This is a genomic window from Actinocorallia libanotica (genome assembly GCF_039525175.1).
Lineage (GTDB): Bacteria > Actinomycetota > Actinomycetes > Streptosporangiales > Streptosporangiaceae > Actinocorallia > Actinocorallia libanotica.
Genome location: NZ_BAAAHH010000053.1, coordinates 1 through 20,241, shown reverse-complemented (window position 1 = coordinate 20,241; position 20,241 = coordinate 1). Strand labels below are relative to the sequence as shown.

The 20,241-nt window shown below is 71.8% G+C and carries 22 protein-coding genes and 1 tRNA gene; 12 read left to right on the top strand and 11 right to left on the bottom strand.

The window, feature by feature from the left end:
• Positions 1 to 82: 82 nt before the first annotated feature.
• From ABD140_RS36190 to ABD140_RS36180, 3 genes are read left to right on the top strand one after another with little or no spacing between them, the layout of a single operon-like run.
• Positions 83 to 424: a hypothetical protein gene (locus tag ABD140_RS36190; protein WP_344246848.1), complete on the top strand. Its 342-nt coding sequence runs from the start codon at positions 83 to 85 to the stop codon at positions 422 to 424.
• Between the two features lie 60 nt (positions 425 to 484).
• Positions 485 to 1,126: a nicotinamide riboside transporter PnuC gene (pnuC, locus tag ABD140_RS36185; protein WP_344246846.1), complete on the top strand. Its 642-nt coding sequence runs from the start codon at positions 485 to 487 to the stop codon at positions 1,124 to 1,126.
• Positions 1,123 to 2,214: an AAA family ATPase gene (locus ABD140_RS36180; RefSeq protein WP_344246844.1), complete on the top strand. Its 1,092-nt coding sequence runs from the start codon at positions 1,123 to 1,125 to the stop codon at positions 2,212 to 2,214. The genes pnuC and ABD140_RS36180 overlap by 4 nt, the downstream gene beginning before the upstream one ends.
• Before the next feature lie 79 nt (positions 2,215 to 2,293).
• Here ABD140_RS36180 and ABD140_RS36175 read toward each other — a convergent pair whose 3' ends face one another.
• The 5 genes from ABD140_RS36175 to ABD140_RS36155 all read right to left on the bottom strand — a co-directional run bounded on the left by ABD140_RS36175 (position 2,294) and on the right by ABD140_RS36155 (position 7,211).
• The gene (locus tag ABD140_RS36175) at positions 2,294 to 2,899 is read right to left on the bottom strand and encodes a TenA family protein (protein ID WP_344246842.1); all 606 of its coding nucleotides are present in this window, start codon (positions 2,897 to 2,899) and stop codon (positions 2,294 to 2,296) included.
• A gap of 153 nt (positions 2,900 to 3,052) precedes the next feature.
• Positions 3,053 to 4,363, bottom strand: coding sequence for an HD-GYP domain-containing protein (locus ABD140_RS36170; RefSeq protein WP_344246840.1), 1,311 nt, complete (start codon positions 4,361 to 4,363; stop codon positions 3,053 to 3,055).
• Between the two features lie 53 nt (positions 4,364 to 4,416).
• A complete protein-coding gene (gene cbbX / locus ABD140_RS36165) occupies positions 4,417 to 5,349 on the bottom strand; it encodes a CbbX protein (RefSeq protein WP_344246838.1) in 933 nt (310 codons plus the stop codon).
• 18 nt (positions 5,350 to 5,367) lie between these two features.
• Entirely contained in the window at positions 5,368 to 5,784 is a 417-nt protein-coding gene (locus tag ABD140_RS36160; RefSeq protein ID WP_344246836.1) for a ribulose bisphosphate carboxylase small subunit, read from the bottom strand.
• The gene (locus tag ABD140_RS36155) at positions 5,784 to 7,211 is read right to left on the bottom strand and encodes a form I ribulose bisphosphate carboxylase large subunit (protein WP_344246834.1); all 1,428 of its coding nucleotides are present in this window, start codon (positions 7,209 to 7,211) and stop codon (positions 5,784 to 5,786) included. The genes ABD140_RS36160 and ABD140_RS36155 overlap by 1 nt, the downstream gene beginning before the upstream one ends.
• Before the next feature lie 84 nt (positions 7,212 to 7,295).
• Between ABD140_RS36155 and ABD140_RS36150 the strand changes: the two genes are divergently transcribed.
• A complete protein-coding gene (locus tag ABD140_RS36150) occupies positions 7,296 to 8,153 on the top strand; it encodes a LysR family transcriptional regulator (protein WP_344246832.1) in 858 nt (285 codons plus the stop codon).
• Here the strand turns inward: ABD140_RS36150 and ABD140_RS36145 are convergent.
• Positions 8,150 to 9,289, bottom strand: coding sequence for a GAF domain-containing sensor histidine kinase (locus tag ABD140_RS36145; protein ID WP_344246830.1), 1,140 nt, complete (start codon positions 9,287 to 9,289; stop codon positions 8,150 to 8,152). The genes ABD140_RS36150 and ABD140_RS36145 overlap by 4 nt on opposite strands.
• On the bottom strand, positions 9,286 to 9,942 hold the full coding sequence (locus ABD140_RS36140) for a response regulator (protein WP_344246828.1): 657 nt from the start codon (positions 9,940 to 9,942) through the stop codon (positions 9,286 to 9,288). The genes ABD140_RS36145 and ABD140_RS36140 overlap by 4 nt, the downstream gene beginning before the upstream one ends.
• A 140-nt stretch (positions 9,943 to 10,082) precedes the next feature.
• Between ABD140_RS36140 and ABD140_RS36135 the strand changes: the two genes are divergently transcribed.
• Positions 10,083 to 11,030, top strand: coding sequence for a phosphoribulokinase (locus tag ABD140_RS36135; protein ID WP_344246826.1), 948 nt, complete (start codon positions 10,083 to 10,085; stop codon positions 11,028 to 11,030).
• A gap of 140 nt (positions 11,031 to 11,170) precedes the next feature.
• Positions 11,171 to 12,079, top strand: coding sequence for a proteasome assembly chaperone family protein (locus tag ABD140_RS36130; RefSeq protein WP_425544190.1), 909 nt, complete (start codon positions 11,171 to 11,173; stop codon positions 12,077 to 12,079).
• 112 nt (positions 12,080 to 12,191) lie between these two features.
• Here ABD140_RS36130 and ABD140_RS36125 read toward each other — a convergent pair whose 3' ends face one another.
• Positions 12,192 to 12,605, bottom strand: a complete 414-nt coding sequence (locus tag ABD140_RS36125; RefSeq protein WP_344246824.1) for a hypothetical protein — start codon at positions 12,603 to 12,605, stop codon at positions 12,192 to 12,194.
• A gap of 93 nt (positions 12,606 to 12,698) precedes the next feature.
• On the bottom strand, positions 12,699 to 12,905 hold the full coding sequence (locus ABD140_RS36120; RefSeq protein WP_344246822.1) for a hypothetical protein: 207 nt from the start codon (positions 12,903 to 12,905) through the stop codon (positions 12,699 to 12,701).
• A gap of 112 nt (positions 12,906 to 13,017) precedes the next feature.
• On the opposite strand from ABD140_RS36120, the gene ABD140_RS36115 reads away from it, so the two are divergent.
• Together ABD140_RS36115 and ABD140_RS36110 are read left to right on the top strand one after the other, a co-directional pair.
• A tRNA-Val gene (locus tag ABD140_RS36115) sits at positions 13,018 to 13,089 on the top strand.
• Between the two features lie 273 nt (positions 13,090 to 13,362).
• Complete coding sequence (locus tag ABD140_RS36110) at positions 13,363 to 14,460, top strand: mechanosensitive ion channel family protein (RefSeq protein ID WP_344246820.1); 1,098 nt, start codon at positions 13,363 to 13,365, stop codon at positions 14,458 to 14,460.
• A 76-nt stretch (positions 14,461 to 14,536) separates the two neighbouring features.
• On the opposite strand, the gene ABD140_RS36105 is transcribed toward ABD140_RS36110, so the two are convergent.
• Positions 14,537 to 15,124, bottom strand: a complete 588-nt coding sequence (locus tag ABD140_RS36105; protein ID WP_344246818.1) for a sugar O-acetyltransferase — start codon at positions 15,122 to 15,124, stop codon at positions 14,537 to 14,539.
• A 161-nt stretch (positions 15,125 to 15,285) separates the two neighbouring features.
• Positions 15,286 to 15,774 carry a hypothetical protein gene (locus ABD140_RS36100; RefSeq protein WP_344246816.1) on the bottom strand — a complete coding sequence of 163 codons (489 nt, stop codon included), beginning with the start codon at positions 15,772 to 15,774 and terminating at the stop codon, positions 15,286 to 15,288.
• Between the two features lie 218 nt (positions 15,775 to 15,992).
• Here ABD140_RS36100 and ABD140_RS36095 point away from each other — a divergent pair, with 218 nt between their 5' ends.
• The 4 genes from ABD140_RS36095 to ABD140_RS36080 all read left to right on the top strand — a co-directional run bounded on the left by ABD140_RS36095 (position 15,993) and on the right by ABD140_RS36080 (position 19,689).
• A complete protein-coding gene (locus ABD140_RS36095; RefSeq protein WP_344246814.1) occupies positions 15,993 to 16,733 on the top strand; it encodes a hypothetical protein in 741 nt (246 codons plus the stop codon).
• 77 nt (positions 16,734 to 16,810) lie between these two features.
• Complete coding sequence (locus ABD140_RS36090) at positions 16,811 to 17,647, top strand: helix-turn-helix domain-containing protein (RefSeq protein WP_344246812.1); 837 nt, start codon at positions 16,811 to 16,813, stop codon at positions 17,645 to 17,647.
• Between the two features lie 4 nt (positions 17,648 to 17,651).
• On the top strand, positions 17,652 to 18,053 hold the full coding sequence (locus ABD140_RS36085; RefSeq protein WP_344246810.1) for a VOC family protein: 402 nt from the start codon (positions 17,652 to 17,654) through the stop codon (positions 18,051 to 18,053).
• A 625-nt stretch (positions 18,054 to 18,678) separates the two neighbouring features.
• Positions 18,679 to 19,689 (top strand): DUF2637 domain-containing protein, encoded by a 1,011-nt coding sequence (locus tag ABD140_RS36080; RefSeq protein WP_344246808.1) that lies wholly within the window; start codon positions 18,679 to 18,681, stop codon positions 19,687 to 19,689.
• Positions 19,690 to 20,241: the final 552 nt, after the last annotated feature.

The following is a 20,241-nucleotide window of genomic DNA, read 5'->3' as shown; positions in this document are numbered from 1 at the left end:
GGAGAGGCCTCCGATTCCGTCTCTTGCCGCCGTGAAGCGGCGGTGCCCGGCTCGGGAGTTTCGGGCTGGGGTGCAGCGCCGGGTGTGGAAGAAGACGGGCTTTGCGGAACTGGACCGGCATGCTCGGCTCGCGGTCGTCCGGGCGCTGCGCACCGGTCACCTGCCTGGTGATCCGGCCGTTCACTCCGTTCTGCGGAGTTCGGTCACGTACCGCCTCGAACAGGGGCGGAAGAGCCGTCGTGCTCTGCCGGTCTCCTATGGGTTTCTGTTGCTGGTGGCCGTGGCGAACGCCCTGGTCCTCGGCCCCTGGTTCTTGCTGCTGGGGCTCTGGTTCGTGGCCCTGGGCGTTTACGGCTGGGTCTCGGTCCGCCGGGAGGGGCCGCGGCTGGCGGGGCTGGAGCGGGCTTTGGTCGAAACGGGGTAGTGGGGACGGACTGGGAGATTCGGGGCTGTTATCGTCGCTCCTCCGGTTTTGGAGGGGTGGATGCTGCACGAGCTGGTCGGGCCGTTGCTGGAGCCGGCGTTCACGCTGGGGGAGACGCCCACGTCCTGGGGCGAGGTGCTGGGGTTCGTCACCGGGGTGCTGACGGTCTGGCTGGTGGTGCGGCAGCACATCGCCAACTGGGGCGTGGGGATCGTCAACGTGGTGGTCCTGGGGCTGATCTTCCTGGACAGCGGGCTGTACGCGGACGCCTCGCTGCAGATCGTCTACGTGGTGCTCGGGCTGTACGGGTGGTGGGTGTGGCTCTACGGGGGCGAGAACCGGACCGGGCGGCTGGTGCAGCGGACCTCGCGGGGGGAGTGGGCCGGGGTCGCGGCGGGGGTCGTCGTGGCGACCGCGGTGATGACGTGGGTGCTCGTGTCCTTCACGGAGTCGACGGTGCCGTTCTGGGACGCGCTGACGACGGCGCTGTCGCTGGCGGCGACATACGGGCAGTGCCGCAAGCTCGTCGAGTCGTGGATGCTGTGGATGACCGTCGATCTCATCTACGTGCCGCTCTACGCTTACAAGGGGCTGTATCTGACGGGAGCGCTCTATGTGATCTTTCTCGGGCTGTGCGTCGCGGGGCTGCGGGCCTGGCGGCGGGACCTGGCGGGGCGCGCGGGCTCGCCGGTGGCGGCATGAGGTACGCGCACGGGCTGGTGATCGGGAAGTTCTATCCGCCGCACGCCGGGCACCACCACCTCATCGACACGGCGGCGCAGGCCTGCGAGCGGGTGACGGTCGTGGTGGCGGCCGCCACCGTGGAGAGCGTCCCGCTCGCGGACCGGACGGCGTGGTTGCGGGAGGCGCATCCGCAGGCGCGGGTGCACTTCGCGCCGGTCGTCGACGACGTCGAGATCGACTACGGCTCGGACGAGGTGTGGGCGCGGCACGTGGAGGTGTTCCGGCACGGGCTGCGGCAGTACTGGGGCCGCGAGCCGGAGATCGACGCCGTCTTCAGCTCCGAGGCCTACGGGGAGGAGCTGGCCCGCAGGTTCGGGGCGGCGGCCGTCGCGGTCGATCCGGGGCGGGAGCGGCTGCCCGTGAGCGGCACGGCCGTCCGCGACGACCCCGCCGGGAACTGGGGATTCCTGTCTCCGGCGGTGCGGGCCGCGCTGGTGAGGCGGGTCGTCGTGGTCGGCGCGGAGTCGTCGGGCACCACCACGCTCGCACGCGACCTCGCCGCCGCCTTCGCGGCCCGCGGCGGCGTCTGGGCGGACACCCGCTGGGTTCCGGAGTACGGCCGCACGTACTGCGAGGAGAAACTCGCCGCCGCGCGGCAGCAGGACCCGTCGGCCCGCCTGGAGGCGCTGGAGTGGGCCTCGGCGGAGTTCACCCTCATCACCGACCGCCAGCTCGCCTGGGAGGACGCCGCCGCCCGAGTCTCCTCCCCGCTCCTGGTGTGCGACACCGACGCGTTCGCCACCGCCCTGTGGCACGAGCGCTACCTCGGCGGCGTCCCGCCCGTCCCCCCGAGGGCCCGCCACGACCTGTGGATCCTCACCGACGTCCGCGACGTGCCCTTCGAACAGGACGGCTGGCGCGACGGCGAGCGGATCCGGCACGCGATGCACGACCGCTTCGCCGCCGAACTCACCGCCCGGAACCTCCCCCACCTCCTCGTCCAGGGCCCGCCCGCCGACCGCCTCGCCCGCGCCGTCCGCGCCGTCGACGAACTCCTCGCCCGGGGCTGGACCTTCGGCACCCCTCTCACGGCCACGGCCCGCTGAACAGGACAGGTCGTGCCGCCGAAGCGGCCGGGCACCGCGCCGGGGGTTCCGGAGGCCGGGACCGTGCGCCGGGCCGGGGTCAGGGCACGGACCAGAAGGCGAGTTCGTGGTGCATGGCCTCGGTGAAGAGGGCGCGGGCGCGGGCGGGGTCGGGGGCGGCCTCGTCGAGCATGACCGCGCAGCGGCGGGCGAGGGCGGCGAAGGCGGGGTCGGCGTAGGAGTCGACCCAGCGCTTGTAGCGGGGGTCGGACGGGGGGTTCTCGGCGAGGGCGCGGCCGATCTCGGAGTAGCCCCACATGCAGGGGTAGAGGGCGGCGAGGCCGTCGGCGTAGTCGGCGGCGGCCTCCAGCAGGAAGGAGGTGTAGGCGGTGCAGGGGGCGCCCTTGACGGCGTTGTCCAGGTCGGCGCCGAACTCCGCGGCCAGGCTCCGGTGCAGGCTCAGCTCCTCGTGGAACGTGGAGTGGGCCAGGTCGACGAGGTCGCCGAGGTGCGCGTCGGGCGCCTGCCACGCCAGCCGGGAGAAGACGCGGACGTAGTCGAGCAGGTAGAGGTGGTCCTGCTCCAGCCATGACCGGAAGACCCGCTCGTCGAGGGTGCCGTCGGCGATGCCGCGCACCGTCGGGTGCGCCAGCTGCGCGGGAAGCAACTCCCGTCCGATTTCTTCCAATTCATGCGAGATGCCCATCCCGTCATCCTGCCACGGCCCCCACGGACGCGACGTCCCCCGACGGCACTCCGCAGCGGCCCCGCAGGCGGTGGACACGCGCCGTGCCTCCGCCCGCGACGGGCGTACGGGCGGCTCCGCAGGCGGCGGGCGTACGACGGTTCCGCGCGTGCGTCAGGGGTCGTGGGGGGCCGGGTCGTCGTGGTCGCGGAGGAGCTCGGTGGGGACGGGGGCGGCCAGGGGCATGGGAGGCGGGGGGTCGGCGGGGGGCTGCCAGCCCTTGGTCTCCAGGGCGCGGAGGAAGGCGTCGACGACGCGGGGGTCGAACTCGGTGCCGGAGCAGCGGCGGAGTTCGGCGGCGCCGGCCTCGACGGTGCTGGCGCGGCGGTAGGAGCGGGTGGAGGTGATGGCGTCGAAGGTGTCGGCGACGCCGATGATGCGGGCGAACTCGGGGATCTCGGAGCCGACGAGGCCCAGGGGGTAGCCGCTGCCGTCGAGCTTCTCGTGGTGGTGGAGGATGCCGCCGAGCGCCTCCTCCAGGAAGCCGATCTGGCCGACGATCTCCAGGCCGCGCATGGGGTGGAGCTGGATCTCGGCGAACTCCAGGTCGGTGGGCCTGCCGTCCTTCTGCAGGACGCGGGTGGAGACGCCGAGCTTGCCGACGTCGTGCAGCATCCCGGCGAAGCGGATGGCCTCCAGGCGGGCGCCGGTGATGCCGAGGTCCTCGGCGATCATGACCGAGCCGCGCGACACCCGTTCGCTGTGGCCGCGGGTGTAGAGGTCCTTGGTCTCCACCGCCTGGCACAGGACGGCGAGGGTCGCCTCCTGCGCGGCCTTCTGCTCGGCGACTTGGGCCATCGCCCACGTCGCGGTGAACAGCGGCAGCAGCACCAGGACGGGCGCCGCCACGTTGAGGGTCTCCCAGCCGCCGGCGATGAGCAGCCCGAAGCAGCCGAAGCCCAGGCAGCCCGCGCTCAGCGGCCCGGCGTCGCGCAGCAGCTCCCGCACGGTGGCGGCCTGGGCCAGCAGCAGCACCCCGGCGACGAGCAGCAGGTTGACCACGACGAAGAGCAGGAGGGCCAGCGCGAACGGCCAGATCAGCCGGGCGAACGGCACCTCGCCGTAGGAGGGCTGCAGCCAGTGGAAGACCACGCCGGTGACCCAGCCGCAGAGCGTGAACTGCGCGGCGTTGAAGAGGCGTTTGACCGCGGAGACCCGCTGCGGGCTGGCCAGGGCGCACAATCCGACCAGCGCGGCGCCGTCCGGCCCGAGCAGCACCACCGCGGCGAGCGTCGCCGCGTAGCTCATCGAGACCCGGGCGCTCTTGACCCACAGCCGCGCGGACATCGCGTCGCACACCAGGAAGAGGGTGGCCAGCACGGCGTAGACGCCCCAGTCCACCTCGCGCGCCGTCGTCAGGAGCACGCCCGCGCACGCGATCACCGCGATCACATAGCAGCGCGCCGCCGCAGGTAGCTCTCGCATGACGGGAGGCTAACCGCATTCTCTCTTCGGGAGAGGGAAAGCCGCGGAATCGTTCACCCCCCGGCGAAGACGCGCGAGGTCTGGAAGTCCTCGGGCAGCAGCGTCGTCACCGCGGCGAGGTCGACCTTCGGGGCGGTGGCCATGAGCCGGGCGGCGTGGCGCAGCCGTGCCCGTTCGATGGCGTTGCGGATGGAGCGGGCGTTGGCGAACCGGGGCTGGGCGCGCCGCAGCTCGATGTAGGAGCGGAACACCGGGCCGGTCTCCTCGGCCAGGCCGTATCCCTCGCGGCCCAGCATGAGCAGCCCGATCTCCTCCAGTTCCGCGGCGGTGTAGTCGGGGAAGTCGACGTGGTGGGCGATCCGGGAGCTCATCCCCGGGTTGGAGGAGAAGAAGGAGTCCATCCGGTCGGCGTATCCGGCGAGCACGACCACCACGTCGTCGCGCTGGTTCTCCATCACCTGCAGCAGGATCTCGATGGCCTCCTGGCCGTAGTCGCGCTCGTTCTCCGCCCGGTACAGGTAGTAGGCCTCGTCGATGAACAGCACGCCGCCCATCGCCCGCTTGAGGACCTCCTTGGTCTTGGGCGCGGTGTGTCCGACGTACTGGCCGACGAGGTCGTCGCGGGTGACGGCGACCAGGTGGCCCTTGCGCAGGTAGCCCAGGCGGTGCAGCAGTTCGGCCAGCCGGACGGCCACCGTGGTCTTGCCGGTGCCGGGGCCGCCGGTGAAGCACATGTGCAGGCTGGGCCGCGCCGCCTCCAGCCCGAACCGGGCGCGCACCCGGTCGACGAGCAGCAGCGCGGCGATCTGCCGGACGCGCGCCTTGACCGGGGTGAGGCCGACGAGCTCGGTGTCCAGGGCGTCGAGGACCTCGTCGACCCGGGACTCGGCGCGTTCGCGCGCCAGGTCGACGACCGCGCCGGGGGAGAGGAGTTCCGGCGGTGACTCTTCTCCAGGGGCGGGAGGGCGCATACCGAAAGCAGTCACTGCCGGAACTCCTCGTCTTCAGTACCGCTCGCCCTCGGGGCGGTCGGTGGCGTAGGCGTGCATGGTGTAGCGGACCTGGCGGTCGGCGGCCTCCTCGCGGGTGAGCCGGAATCCGGGCTCGTTCGCGGGGCGCTGGACGATGAACTGCAGCGCCGTCGTCTGGCGTCCGTAACGGGCGTCGTAGGCGTTGAGCCGCACGTAGTGGTTCGGGAAGGTGCGGCGGCACTCGTTCAGCTCCATCAGCACCCCGGCGGGGTCCTTCAGGTCGAACATCGGCAGCCCCCACATTTCCCAGTAGCTGTTGCGGGGGTGCGGGTCGTCGGTGTACTCCACCGAGCAGGGCCAGCCGTTGTCCAGCGCGTACGCGATCTGGTGGGTGATCTCCTCGTCCGTGAGGTCGGGCAGGTAGGAGAAGGTGCCTTGCGTGATCCTCATCAGCTCACCACCGGGGTTTCCAGGACGTCGGGGGTGTCGGTGGACGCGTACGTGAAGGTGATGTCACCCCAGGTCGCGAGCGCCACGTCGAGTTCGCGGCTGTGCTTGGCGGCGGCGCGCAGGATGTCGGGGCCCTCCTGGAGGAAGTCGCGGCCCTCGTTGCGCGCCTTGATCATCGCTTCCAGGGCGACGCGGTTGGCCGCCGCGCCGGCCGCGATGCCCATCGGGTGGCCGATGGTGCCGCCGCCGAACTGGAGGATGACGTCCTCGTCGAGGTAGTGCAGGAGCTGGTGCATCTGCCCCGCGTGGATTCCGCCGGACGCCACGGGCATGACGCCCGGCATGGACGCCCACTCCTGGTCGAAGTACAGGCCCTTGCGCAGGTCGGCCTCGACCTTGTCCTTGCGGAGCGTGTCGTAGAACCCGGCGACGGTGTACGGGTCGCCTTCGAGCTTGCCGACGACCGTTCCGGCGTGGAGGTGGTCGACTCCGGCCAGGCGCATCCACTTGGCGATGACGCGGAAGCTCACGCCGTGGCTCTTCTGCCGCGTGTACGTGGAGTGTCCCGCGCGGTGCAGGTGCAGCAGTACGCCGTTGGCGCGCGCCCATTTGGCCATCGACTGGATGGCCGTGTACCCGATGGTGAGGTCGATCATGATGACGACGCTGCCGAGCTGCTTGGCAAATTCCGCCCGCTCGTACATGTCCTCCATCGTCCCGGCCGTCACGTTCAGGTAGTGGCCTTTGATCTCACCCGAGGCGGCCTGCGCCTTGGTGACGCCTTCCATGCAGTACAGGAAGCGGTCGCGCCAGCGCATGAACGGCTGGGAGTTGATGTTCTCGTCGTCCTTGGTGAAGTCCAGGCCGCCCCGGAGCGCCTCGTAGACGACGCGTCCGTAGTTGCGCGCGCTCAGCCCCAGCTTGGGTTTGACGGTCGCGCCGAGCAGCGGGCGGCCGAACTTCGCCAGGTATTCGCGCTCCATGACGATGCCGTGCGCGGGCCCCTGGAACGTCTTCACGTAGTGCGTGGGGATGCGCATGTCCTCCAGCCGCAGCGCCTTGAGGGCCTTGAAGCCGAAGACGTTGCCGATGATGGAGGAGGTGAGGTTCGCGATGGAGCCTTCCTCGAACAGGTCGAGGTCGTAGGCGATGTAGGCGATGAACTGGTCTTCGGAGCCGGGGACGGGCTCCACCTTGTAGCACTTGGCCTGGTAGTTCTCGTACGAGGTGAGCCGGTCGGTCCACACGACCGTCCACGTCGCGGTGGAGGACTCGCCGGCCACCGCCGCTCCCGCCTCCTCCGGCGGCACCCCCGGCTGGGGGGTGATGCGGAAAGCCGCCAGGATGTCGCTGTCCTTCGGCACGTAGTCGGGCCGCCAGTAGCCCATCTCCGCGTAGGGGATCACGCCCGCGGACCATCTGCCCATCGGTAGCTCCTCTCGTTGACGAGGCAATCATGTGAGGGCGACACTTGTGCTGTCCATCAAGTGTTTCGGGGTGAATCTCAAGCGATGACTGAATCCAGACTGCGGACGTTCGTCGCGCTCGCCGACACCGGCTCGGTCCGCGCCGCCGCCGAACGGCTCTACGTGAGCGAGTCGGCGGTCTCGGCGTCGGTTGCGGCGCTCGCCCGCGAGCTGGGCGTCCCGCTGGTGGAGCGGGCGGGCCGCGGCGTCGTCCTCACCCCGGCCGGGCAGGTGTACGCCGGTTACGCCAGGAGGCTGCTCGGCCTGCACGAGGAGGCGCGCGCCGCCGCGCGCGGCGAGCACGAACCGGGGACGGGGCGGCTGCGGCTGGCGGCCGTCACGACCGCCGCCGACCAGGTGCTGCCCGCGCTGCTGGCCGCCTTCCGGCACGCCTGGCCGCGGGTGGAGCTGGCCCTGGAGGTGGGCCCCAGCCGCCGGATCGGGGCGGCGCTGGCCGCGCACGAGGCCGACCTGGTGCTCGGCGGACGGCCTCCGGCGGGCGCCCGGGTGACGGTCCTGGCCACCCGGACGAACGAGCTGGTCGTGGTGGCCGCCCCCGGCGTCCCGTTCGACCTGCCCACCACCCCCTGGGTGATGCGGGAGCCCGGATCGGGCACGCGGATCGCCGCGGAGGCCTACCTCGCCGAGCACGAGGCGGCCCCGCCCACGCTCGTCCTGGGCTCCAACGGGGCGGTGATCGAGGGCGCGGCCGCGGGCCTGGGCGCGGCGCTCAGCCACCGCGACGCCGTCCACAGGGAGCTGGCCGCCGGCCGCCTGCGCGTGGTGGACGCTCCCGGCACCCCGCTGCTGCGCCCCTGGCACGCCGTGGCCGGACCGCACCCCACGGCCACGACGCGGGTGTTCGTGCGCCACCTGGTCGACTCGGGCTGGGCGCCGGGCTAGCGCAGGGGCAGGACGGCGCGGACGGTGGTGCCCTCGCCGGGACGGGACTGCAGGGTCATCCGCCCGCCCAGGAGCTCGGCGCGTTCGGCCATGCCGCGCAGCCCGTAGGACCCGGAGGCGGGCCGGTGCGGGTGGAAGCCGCCGCCGTCGTCGCCGACGGTCAGGCGCACCCGGTCGCGCTCGTACTCCAGGAGGATGTCGGCGGACATCGCCTTGGCGTGGCGCAGGATGTTGCCGACGGCCTCCTGCGCGATGCGGTAGAGGGCGGTCTGCAGGTGGTCGGGCAGTGGTGCGTCCAGCTCGCCCGTCACGGTGACGGTGACGTCCAGGGACGGCTGGCGGGCGTCGGCCTCGCGGGCCAGCCCGGCCAGCGCGGCCGGCAGGCCCAGGTCGTCCAGGACGGGCGGGCGCAGGCCGCCGATCGCGGCGCGGGTCTCGGCCGAGGCCAGGTCGCACAGGCGGCGGGCGACGAGGATCTGGCGGCGGGCCTCGTCCGTGGCGGAAACGGCCGAAGGCAGGGCGCGCAGTGCCGCCGACAGGTGGAAGCCCACGCTCGCCAGCCGCTGGGCGATGCCGTCGTGGATCTCGCGGGCCAGCCGCCCCCGCTCGGCCTCCTGCGCCTCCACGGCCCGCTCGGCGAACTCCTCGGCGGAGTGCTCGCGCTCCCTGGCCGTGCGCAGCCGCCGAGCCGAGCACACGACCGGGGCGAACAGCGCCGCCAGGGCGTCGACTATGGAGATGTCGTCTTCGGCACAGGGTGCGCCGCCGGGTGTGTGCGTCCGGATGACGGCGAGGGCGCGGTCCTTCGCGTCCTGGACGGGGAAGACCATGCCGCCCTCGTAGGCGCGGGGCAGGCCGTGCGCGGCGCACCAGCCGACGAAGTCGTCACCGAGCAGTACGGGAGGGGGCGTCGCGTCCGGGAGGGGAGCGGCGCCGACCCACTCCAGCGTCCGCTCCTCGTCGTCCAGGACGTACAGCTGGCACGACGTGAAGCCGGTGGCGGAGCGCACCAGCTCCGTCAGCCCGGAGGCCAGGCCGTCCAGCTCGCGATCGGCGCAGGCCACGTCGGCGACGCGGACGAGCAGCGCCTGGTCCCGTCGCGCGAGCAGTTCCAGGGCGCGGGCCCGTCCGGTCACCGGAAGAGTCCCTCGCGCAGCGCGACGGCGATGGCGGCGGAGCGGTCGGCCACCTCGAGTTTGCGGTAGAGGGTGCGCAGGTGGCTCTTCACGGTCTCCTCCGACAGGTGCAGCCGCGCCGCGATCGCCCGGTTGGAAAGCCCGCCGACCAGCAGCGAGAGCACCTCGCTCTCCCGCTGGGTCAGGCCGCGGTTGGCTCCCGGCCAGAACTCGCCGCGGCCCAGCCGGGCGACGCTGGCGGCCATCCGCCCCGCCAGGGTCGGATCGACGACCGTCTCGCCGACGGCGACCTCCTCCAGACGGCGCACCAGCTCCAGGCCGTCGACCCTCTTGAGGAGATAGCCGGCCGCGCCGGCCCGCAACGCCTCGAAGACGTACTGCTCGTCGTCGTAGACCGACAGGAAGACGATCCGCGTGCCCGGCGCCGTCGCCGACAGCGACCGGCACAGGTCGAGGCCGCTGTGCTGGCCGAGCCGTACGTCCAGCAGGACGATGTCGGGTCTCAGCGACACGACCAGCCTGTTGGCCTCGGCGGGCTCGGCGGCCTGTCCGACGACGCGCACTCTGCCGGTGAAACCGGAGAGCATCGCCTGCAGCCCGGCCAGGATCATTTCATGGTCGTCGACGAGCACGACCCTTACGGGGGCGGCCATCCCCGCAACATAACAACATTCGCTACCGGCGAGTAGTAAGGGGGGAGGGCGTTCACCCCCCGCTTCCCACCCGGGGGTGAGGTGCGCTTCTCACACCCGGCCTACCTTCGCGGTGAGAACCGGACCGAGGAGGAGACAGGGTGCCCCATCGGATCGTGCACATGCTGCGTGCCCGTGACACAGGCCGCCGTCCGGTCATGCTGGCGATAGCGGGGGACAGCGCCGCCGGCAAGACGACGCTGACCAGGGGGCTGGTCGAGTGCCTCGGCGAGGACCGCATGACCGCGGTCTGCGTCGACGACTACCACCGCTACGACAGAGAGGAACGCCGGAACAAACCGTTCACCGCCCTGCACCCCGACTGCAACCACATCGAGGTGATGGAGCAGCACCTGCAGCTGCTGGCCATGGGCGAACCCATCCTCAAACCCGTGTACGACCACGGCAGCGGCAGGCTCGTGCGGCCGGAACTGGTCGAGCCGCGGGACTTCGTCATCGTCGAGGGGCTGCTGCCGCTCTACAGCAAGATGGCGCGCGCCTGCTTCGACATCACCGTCTACCTCGACCCCCCCGAGGAGCAGCGGCACGCCTGGAAGGTCCGGCGCGACACCACCAGGCGCGGCTACACCGCCGAACAGGTGCGCGAGGAGCTGCGGCGCCGCGAACTGGAGAGCGCCGCGTTCATCCGCCCGCAGCGCAGGCACGCCGACATCGTCGTGCGCTTCGGGCCGCTCGCCGGACGCGACGAACCGCCCGGCGCGCCCCTGTCGGCCGAGCTGCTGCTGCGGCCCACCATCGACCACCCCGAACTGGACGAGGTCGTACGCGGCGCGGACGCCCTGCACCTGCGGCTGCTGCGCGACACCGACGGGCGCCCCGTCGACTCCCTGCACGTCCACGGGGACGTCTCCCCGGAGGAGGCGGAGATCGTCAAGAAGGCGGTCTGGGAGCGCCTCGACGTGGACACGCCCCTGCCCGGCGGGCTCGGCGGGCTCGCCGACGGCGACCGCAGCGACCCGGTGGCGATCACCCAGCTCCTGCTGCTGTACCACCTGATCAACGCCGACCGGGTGCGGCCCGCGTCCTGACCCGCCCCTCACGGCCCCGTGCGCGCCGCCCGCCGCCCGCCGCACGGGGCCGTGCCCGTGAAAAGGCTTCGTGACCCGGGATGAAACACTCCCTGCACTATGTTGGTCCCTGAAAAGCCCCGACATACGTCGACTGGGAGGTGGGTCCGCTGCGCCCCGAGGATCTGTACCGGCTGGAGGCCGAGCCGCCTGAGCTCGACCGTCCGGTACTGCTGCACCGCCTGGAAGGCTTCATGGACGCCGGATCCGCGGGCAGGCTGGTACGCGATCACATCCTGGAGACCCTGGAGCACAGGGTGGTCGCCTCCTTCGAGCTGGACGACCTGATCGACTACCGGGCGCGCCGGCCGATGATGAGCTTCGACGGCGACCACTGGGAGTCCTACGACAAGCCCGAACTGCTGCTGCACCTGGTCCACGACACGGTGGGCCAGCCGTTCCTGCTGCTCGACGGGCCCGAGCCCGACCGCTCCTGGGACCGGTTCACCGCCGCCGTGCAGTCGCTGATCGAGCGGTTCGACGTCCGGCTGAGCGTGACCGTGCACGGCATCCCGATGGGCGTGCCGCACACCCGTCCGATCGGCCTGACCGCGCACGGCACCCGTCCGGAGCTGCTGAGCTGGCCCAAGTCGCCGTTCGGCAAGGTCCAGGTGCCCGGCAGCGCCGCGGCCCTGCTGGAGCTGCGGCTGGGCGAGGCCGGACGCGACGCCCTCGGCTTCGCCGTCCACGTGCCGCACTACCTCGCCCAGTCGGCCTACCCGGCCGCGGCCGTCACCGCCCTGGAGACGGTGATCAACGCCACCGGCCTGGCGATCCCCGGCGACGCCCTGCGCGAGGCCGCCGCCGAGACCGACAAGGAGATCGCGTCCCAGGTCGAGGGCTCCGACGAGGTCCAGAAGGTCGTCAGCGCCCTGGAGCAGCAGTACGACGCGTTCGCCGGCGCCTCCGAGCGCGATTCCCTCCTGGCCGAGGACGCCGACATGCCCACCGCCGAGGAGCTGGCCGCCCAGTTCGAGCAGTTCCTCGCCGAGCAGGAGGGCGACTCCTGACCCGCCGCTGAAGCCGACGCCGCGCGCCGCAGGACGGCTCGGGAAGGCGGGCTCGGCGCCTTCAGCGGCACGGGCGTTCCGGTTCCCGCCGGCCGGGTCCGGCGGGTGGCGTTCACCAGCTGCTGGAGCCCGAGTCGGAACCGGACGAGCAGCTGGAACCGGAGTCGGACGACCCGCTGGAGCCCGAGTCGCCGGAGCACCCGGAGTCGTAGGAACCGTGGTCGTGGTGGGAACCGTGGTCATGGGACGAGCCGTGGCCGGCGGAGGAGAAGGCGTCGCCGTGGTCCCAGGAGGAGGAGCCTCCGCGGGCGCCCTGGTGGGACCCGCTCGTCCCGTACTGCTGCGCGTGGTACCGCAGGCCGGCCCCCGAGGTGGGGAAGAGCGCGGCGAACAGCGGGACGTTCTGCTCCCCGAAGACATCGCGCTGGATCTGCCGCTGCTGGCGCATCACCAGCCACAGGGCCAGCAGGGCGGTCGGCACCATCAGGACGGGGATCAGGAAGAAGAGGAAGGTGAGATCGTTCATGGCCGTGTGCCGTTCTCTCGCGGGGCGGCTTCTCTGCTCACTGGGATGCCCGCGGGAAGCGTTCGGTTCTCCCCGTCACCGGCGCTTCCCACCTCAGTCGCCCCCGCCCCCGCCGCACCCCGAGGACCCCGAGTCGGACCCCGGCCCGAAGTCGAAGAAGCCGCCGTCCCCGTCCCCCGACGACCCGTGGGACGACCTCCTCCGCGACCCCGACCGCCGCCCCCGCCCGGACGCCGACAGGACCACCACCAGCACCCCGACCACCAGCACCCCGACCAGCACGACCGAGAAAAAGTCCATCAGAACCGCCTCCTTCAGATACCTGATGAGACGCCTCCCACCCCTCCCCGGTTCTCCCGCCGACCCCGGCTCCGACCGCCTCCCGGGCGGGGTAGACTTGCCCGATCAATGGGGGCGTATAGCTCAGCGGTAGAGCACTCGCCTTACAAGCGAGGAGTCACTGGTTCGAACCCAGTTACGCCCACCCACTCCGGAAGCCCCGTCCGATCACCCCGGACGGGGCTTCCGCCGTTCTGCCCGACCAGGACTCCTCGATCTCGCGCGGGAAGATCCGGTAGACGAGTTCGGTCGCCGCGGTGCCCTTGTGGCCGCCTGGTCGGCGTCGTCTGCGTGGCGTTCGTCCTGGACCTGCCGGGCAGGGTGTCGCGGCGACGTGACCGGGTGGGCTCCCGGCGGGGAGAGTGTTCTTTGTCGCTGTTTGGTAGATATTGGGCGAATCTATCTAGCCTGGATGGGTATGAAGCCCTCCGATGATCCCACCTCGACCGTGATCGGACCGCCTCTGGGGCTGGCGATCGTTCTTCTGGCGATCGGCCTGGTCCTCCTGACGGGCAAGCTCCTCGCGCGCAGGCTGAGCCGAAGGCTGCCGCAGATGTCGGACCTGGCGGGCCGGACGACCGTGCCGGGCGCGGTCGTCGTCGGCTCCCTCGTCTCACGCGCGACGTTGAAGACGATACGCGTCGACGCGGGGGACGGGGTGGTCCGCCTGGACGAGCAGCTCTTCGGGGACCTCGCGGGCGCCGTGGACCACCTGATCGTGCTGGTGCTCATCGCCTCGATGACCTGGCTCGTCATCCGCGTCGTGCACGTCGTCACCCGGGCCGTGGTCAAGGGGGTGACGGGGTCGCGCGGGGTGGGCAGCACCCGCGCCAAGCGGGCGCGCACCCAGGTGATGCTGGTCAACCGGGTGGTGACGGCGCTGGCCGTCGTCATCGCCCTCGGCTGGATGCTGTTCACGTTCGACGCGGTGCGCGGCATCGGCGCCGGGGTGCTGGCCTCCGCGGGACTCTTCGGCATCATCGCCGGCGTCGCGGCGCAGAAGGCCATCGGGAACCTGTTCTCCGGGGTCATCCTCGCCTTCGGCGACGCCCTGCACGTCGACGACGTGATCGTCGTCGACGGCTACTGGGGGAAGGTGGAGGACCTGACCCTCAACACCGTCGTCCTGCAGGTCTGGGACGGCCGCCGGCTGGTCCTGCCGGTCTCCTACTTCACCGAGCGGCCCTACGAGAACTGGACGATCCGTGACGAGGCCATCATCGGCGCGGTCTTCCTGCGGGTCGACTGGACCGTCCCGGTCGCCGACCTGCGCACCCGCCTGTCGGACTTCGTCCGCGCCCATCCGCTGTGGGACGGAGAGGTGTGGAACCTCGCCGTCACCGACGTCCAGGAGAACGGCCTCGTCGAGGTCCGCGCCCTCATGAGCGCCGCGGACGGCTCCGCGGCCTTCGACCTGCGCTGCGCCGTCCGCGAGGAGCTCATCGCGTGGATCCGCGAACATCACCCCGACAGCCTCCCCCGCGTCCGCGCCGACTTCCTCCCCGAACCCGCCTGATCCGGCCCCCGGCGAAGGGCGGACGTGTGCTGACGGCTTCGAGCGCGGCGTCACGGTCCGGGGCGGGCGGTGACGGTTATGCGGTGTCCGGTTCGATCGTGCGGATGACGCGGGCGGGGTTGCCCACCGCCACGACGTTCGCGGGGAGGTCCCGGGTGACCACGGAGCCCGCGCCGACGACGGTGTTCTCGCCGATCGTGACTCCGGCGAGGACGATCGTGCCGCTGCCCAGCCATACGTTGTCGCCGATGGCGATGGGTTCGGCGGCCTCCCACTTGGCGCGGCGGAGGTCCGGGTCGATCGGGTGGGTCGGGGTGAGCAGCTGGACGTTCGTGCCGATCTGGACGTCGTCGCCGATGGTGATGGGGGCGACGTCCAGGGCGATGAGGCCGAAGTTGGCGAACGAGCGGGCGCCGATGCGGATGTGGCGGCCGTAGTCGACGCGCAGCGGCGGGCGGATCTCGGTGTCCTCGCCGATCTCGCCCAGCAGTTCGGCGAGCAGCCGGCGGCGGTTCCGCGGGTCGCGGGCGGGCGACGTGTTGAAGGCGTCCACCAGGTCCATGGCGCGCAGGCCGAGCTCGGCCAGCTCCGGGTCGTCGGCGAGGTACAGGTCGCCGGCGAGCATGCGCTCCCGCATCGAACGGCCGTCGGGCTCGGGTGTCATGCGCACCAGCGTACGTAACGTGGGCCGCCCTTTCCGCGGGGCGGCGGTGAGCCGATGGGCGCCGGGGACGTGAAGACCGGGGAGGGGAAGGCCGGGCCCGGAGCAGCGGCTCCTGCTCGTCGAGGGGGACCGGAACCGCGCCGGAGCCCGGCCGAAGGGCGTCAGCCGAAGCAGCGGACGGGGCGCAGGGCCAGGGTCAGCTCGTAGAGCCGGTCGGCGGAGTCGAAGAGGAAGATGTAGTCGGCCTTGCGGTTGCCCGGCACGCGCACGTAATGCGTGTTCGGTCCGGCCTTGAGCCCCGGATAGGCCTTTTTCACCTTCTTGAGCCTGTCGCCGATCTTGATGCCGCGCGGGGTCCTTGTGGATTTCGCGGCGAAGATAGCGGTGACGCCTCTTTTCTTTTCGTAGTAGACGCTCGCCTTGGTCTTCTTCATGGTGAAGGAGCCGCAGCTCGGGCCCTGGGCCTTGGTGAGCTTGGTGACGAGTCCTGCCTTGCGGGCGGCCTTGAGGCTCATGCCCAGCTTGAGGGCGCCGTAGCCCTGGGGGCCCAGGTATGCGGCGCGGTCGGCGGGGAGGGCTGAGGCGGGCGCGGAGAGCAGGGTCGCGCCCAGCGCCGCCGCGGTGAGGAGGTGGGGGAGCCGGCGGAGCACGGACTTCCTTTCGTCGGAAAAATGTGTGGCGGGAGGGAAGTCTAAATGATGCCGAGGGCGTGGGGAAGCGGAAAGTAAGGGGGTCGGTCTCTTTTCTGTGGTGGTTTGGCGAGTAAATCAATGGTCAATGAGAGGGGTCGTTGATTTGCCACTTCGCCGAGCGGGGATGGGTACCGCGGATTCGAGGCTTCGGATCGTTCGTCATTCGAGGAGAATTCGTGAGAATCACCAGACGTCTGGCGTGGGCGCTGCCGGGGGTGATGGCCGCCGGGCTGGTCGCGGCCGTGCAGACACCCGGAGCGGCCGGAGCGCAGCCCGCCGACCGGTGGGGCGTCATCGGGCGCAACTCGTCGGGGTCGCCGGTCGCGGAGCTGCGGATGGGGCCGTACGGGCGCTCCTACCTGGAGTACCCGGCCCTGCAGCCGCCGCCCTACGGGCGGGGCAGCCTGGGGCTGACGGTCGACGCCGGGGAGAAGGTCGCCTACGGCAACGAGACGGACTTCGCCGGGATGCCGCTGCGGCGGATCAAGTCGGTGAAGTACTGGATCTTCACCGGTGTCGACATCGGGACCAGCACGATCCTGCCCTCCTTCTCCATGGAGGTGGACAGCCGGGTCGAGGGCCTGCCCTACACGACCCTGGTCTACCTGCCGGACCGGTCGCTCAGCCCGTCGCGGCCGGCGACCCAGGCCCGCCACGTGTGGCAGAAGTACGACGCCACCGCGCCCGGCAACAGGTGGGGGTCGTCGCGGCCCATCCCGGGGGTCACCGGCTGCACCCTGGCCGTCCCCTGCTCGTTCAACGAGCTCAGGTCCAAGATGCCCCGTGCGGTGGTCAGCCTCAGCGTGGCCATCCAGAAGGGCACCGACGACGCCTTCCGGGGCGCCGTGGACGGGCTCCAGATCAACAACGTCCTGTTCGACTTCGAACGGTCGGGGGTGCGCAAGAGGGTGCGCTGACCGCACCGGCCGGGCCTTCCACGGGCCCGCCCGACTTCTTCCCGCGGACTGTCGGTGACGGTGCCTAACGTGGAGGAATGGAGATGGTGTCCCACGTCCCGGGGGGAGTGCTCAGGGGCCGGGTGGCGGAGCTCTGCGGCTACCGCCAGGAGGCGGGGGCGCCGCGGACGCACCGCGGCGTCCCCTCGCCGTGGCTGACGGTGGTCGTGTCCTTCGAGGAGCCGGTCCGGGTGGTGGAGGAGACGGGCGTCCGGGAGCTGGGGGTGGTCCTGGGCGGGCTGCACACCGAGCCGGTGCTGCTCGCGCACGGCGGACGCCAGGCCGGGGTCCAGATCGGGCTCAGCCCGCTGGGGGCGCGCTCGCTGCTGGGCGTGCCCGCGGGCGAGCTGACGGGGTCGGTCCTGGCGGGCGAGGAGGTGCTCGCGGGCGTGGGCGAGCTGCGGGAGCGCCTGGTCGAGACCGGCGGCTGGAGGGCGCGGTTCCGGCTCGTCGAGGAGTTCCTGCTGCGGCGGGCGCGGCCGGATCCGGGCGTGGCCGACGAGGTCGTCCACGGCTGGCGGCTGCTGCACCGGACGGGCGGCGCGGCGCGCGTCGAGGAGCTGGCCGAGGAGCTCGGGTGGAGCGCCCGCTACCTGCGCCGCAGGTTCCGCGAGCAGGTGGGGCTGTCCCCGAAGGCCGCCGGGCGGGTGATCCGGTTCGACCGGGCGCGGACGGAGCTGCGCGGCAGGCTGGGCACCGGACGGGAGCCGTGCCTGGCGGAGGTCGCGCACGGCTGCGGCTACGCCGACCAGGCGCACCTCACCCGGGAGTTCCGCGCGATGGCGGGGCTCTCCCCGCTGCGCTACCTGGCCGAGGAGTTCGGGCCGGAGTTCCGTTTCGTTCAAGACGGGGAGGAGCACGGGGAAGGAGGCTGAACCCATGAACACACCGCAACCGCAGGTCTGGCCCACACTTCAGGCCAGGGACGCGCGCAGGCTGATCGCCTTCCTCGTCGAGGCCTTCGGGTTCGAGGAGACCGCCGTGCACGGGGAGGGCGACGTCGTCCAGCACGCCGAACTCGCCTGGCCGCCGGGCGGCGGGATCATGCTCGGCTCGGTCCGCGACGACTCCGCCGCCGTCTTCCGGCTGGCACCGGGGAGCTTCGGCGCCTACGCCGTCACCGACGAACCGGACGCCCTGTACGAACGCGCGCTCAAGGCCGGCGCCACGGTCGTCCGCGAGCTCGGCGACACCGACTACGGCTCCCGCGACTTCATCGTCCGCGACCCGGAGGGGAACCTCTGGTCCTTCGGCACCTACCGCGGAGCCCCCCGCCCCTGACCCGGCCCGCGCGACCACACGAATCCCCGGCAGCCGAGCCGCGTCGCGCCGACCCCGGCACGACGCGGCCGGCCTGCCGGCCTTCCGGATACGGCGGGTACGGCATGGCCTGGTCTGCCGGTACGGCGGATACGGCGTGGTTCGGTACGGCCGGTACGGCGTGGTTCGGTCTGCCGGTACGGCGGATACGACAAATACAGCGGGTACGACGTGTGGTCCGGACTGCCGGTGCGGCGGGTGACGCGGGTTCGGCGGGTTCGTGTGCGGGTGGGTGGAATGCGAGCGGGCTCCGGGCCGAGCGCGGCCTCGGCGGGCGGGTCCGCGTACGAGGGGTTCCTTGCTGTCGGATCCGCCCGTTATGTGTGGGTGGGCTGTGCGGTGGGGGAAGCCGCTGGTCGGCGTGTGGGGGCGGGCCGGAGGCGGGGTCGGACGGGCGGGGGCGAGAGGTACCGGTGTGCGCAAGAACGCTCCGCGGAACGCGGAGTTGTGCTTCGATGCGCTGCATCACCCTCCGTTGGGTCGGTCGGGCAACGAGTCGGACAAAGAAGTTGAAGTTGACTCCTGATCCCCAAGGGGAGGGATATCCTCCTCCAAGGTCATTTCAAGAGTCGAGTGGAGCATCCGCATGAGCGCCGCCGTTAGGGCCAAAACCGTCACTCGATGGGCTGCGGTGGGCCTGATGGCCGCCGCGGTCCTCATCGCGACGGGCGGAGGGTTCGCCCAGTCCTACTCCGGACTTTACGAGTGGGCGCTGGAGCACGGCCTGTCCGGCTGGAAGGCAGCCTCCTTCCCGCTGCTGGTCGACCTGTTCATCATCGTCGGCGAGCTGGGCCTCTTCCTGCTCGCCCTGGACGCGTACGCCATCCGCAAGAGCCTGCTCAGCTGGATGGACTTCATGCTGCCGATGTTCATCGCGCTCGCCGGCTGGACGGCGTCGCTGGTGTTCAACGTCGGCCACGTGCTGAACCGCGACTTCTCCTACCAGGCGACCGCGGCGGTGCCCCCGATCGTGTCGATGCTCGGCCTCTTCGTGCTGCTGCGCACCCTGCACCGGTACGTCGTGCAGATGCCGGGCCAGGAGGAGGAGCGGGCGCTGGAGGCCGCGGCCGAGCTGCGCCAGATCACCGCGAGCGCCGTGCGCGTCGCCGAGCTCGAGGCGCCCGTCGACCAGCCGGCCGACCCGCTCGTGGAGGCGGCCAAGGCGGCGGAGAAGGCCGAGAAGCAGGCGGCCGAGCGCCTCCCCGAGGAGGTGCCCGCGACCGCGCCGGAGACCCCCGCCGAGCAGACCTTCGTCGACCTGCTGCCCACCGTCGACGAGGACAAGGCCCCGGCGTCCGCCGCCGACCTCAAGCCGCAGCCGGACCCGACCAGCATGCGCACCATCGTCACCGACGCGCTCAACCGCCACACCGGTGACATCGTCAAGGCCTGCGAGGACCTCGCCGCCGAGGGCTACGCCATCGACAAGTCCGAGGTCGCCAAGATCCGCGAGAACCACTGGTTCCCCTACTACGCCTACCGCCTCGTCGCCAAGCACGGCCCCGACGGCAAGCTCATCGCCCAGGAGCTGACCGACCTGGGCGTGGAGTTCGACAAGGTCGTCCTGCGCGACCTCGTCCGCAACTGGCGCGCCTGACCCGCACCCCCGCGACGGCCCCTTCCCCACCCGGGAAGGGGCCGTCGCGCTTCTCCAGGCTCTCGGTCGAGACCGTCCCGCCTCCCCGGACGACCGTTCCGCTCCCCGGTCGTCCGGGAGACCGGAAGACCGGCCCGCTTCCCGGACCCCCGGACGCTCGGCCTCCTTTCCGGCCTCACGGACGGCTCAACGGCCCGGTGGCCCGGGATGGAGAGCGTCGGCGGGCCGGGACGGAAAGCGGCGGCAGGCCGGGATGGAGAGCGCCAGCAGGCCGGGATGGAGAGCGCTGGCGGGCCGGGACGGAGAGCGCTGGCGGGCCGGAACGGAGAGCGCTGGCGGGCTGGGACGGAGAGCGGCGGCGGCCCGGGACGGAGAGCGCTGGCGGGCTGGGACGGAGAGCGGCGGCGGCCCGGGACGGAGAGCGCTGGTGGGCCGGGACGGAGAGCGCTGGTGGGCCGGGACGGAGAGCGCTGGTGGGCCGGGACGGAGAGCGCTGGCGGGCCGGAACGGAGAGCGCTGGCGGGCTGGGACGGAGAGTGGCGGCGGCCCGGG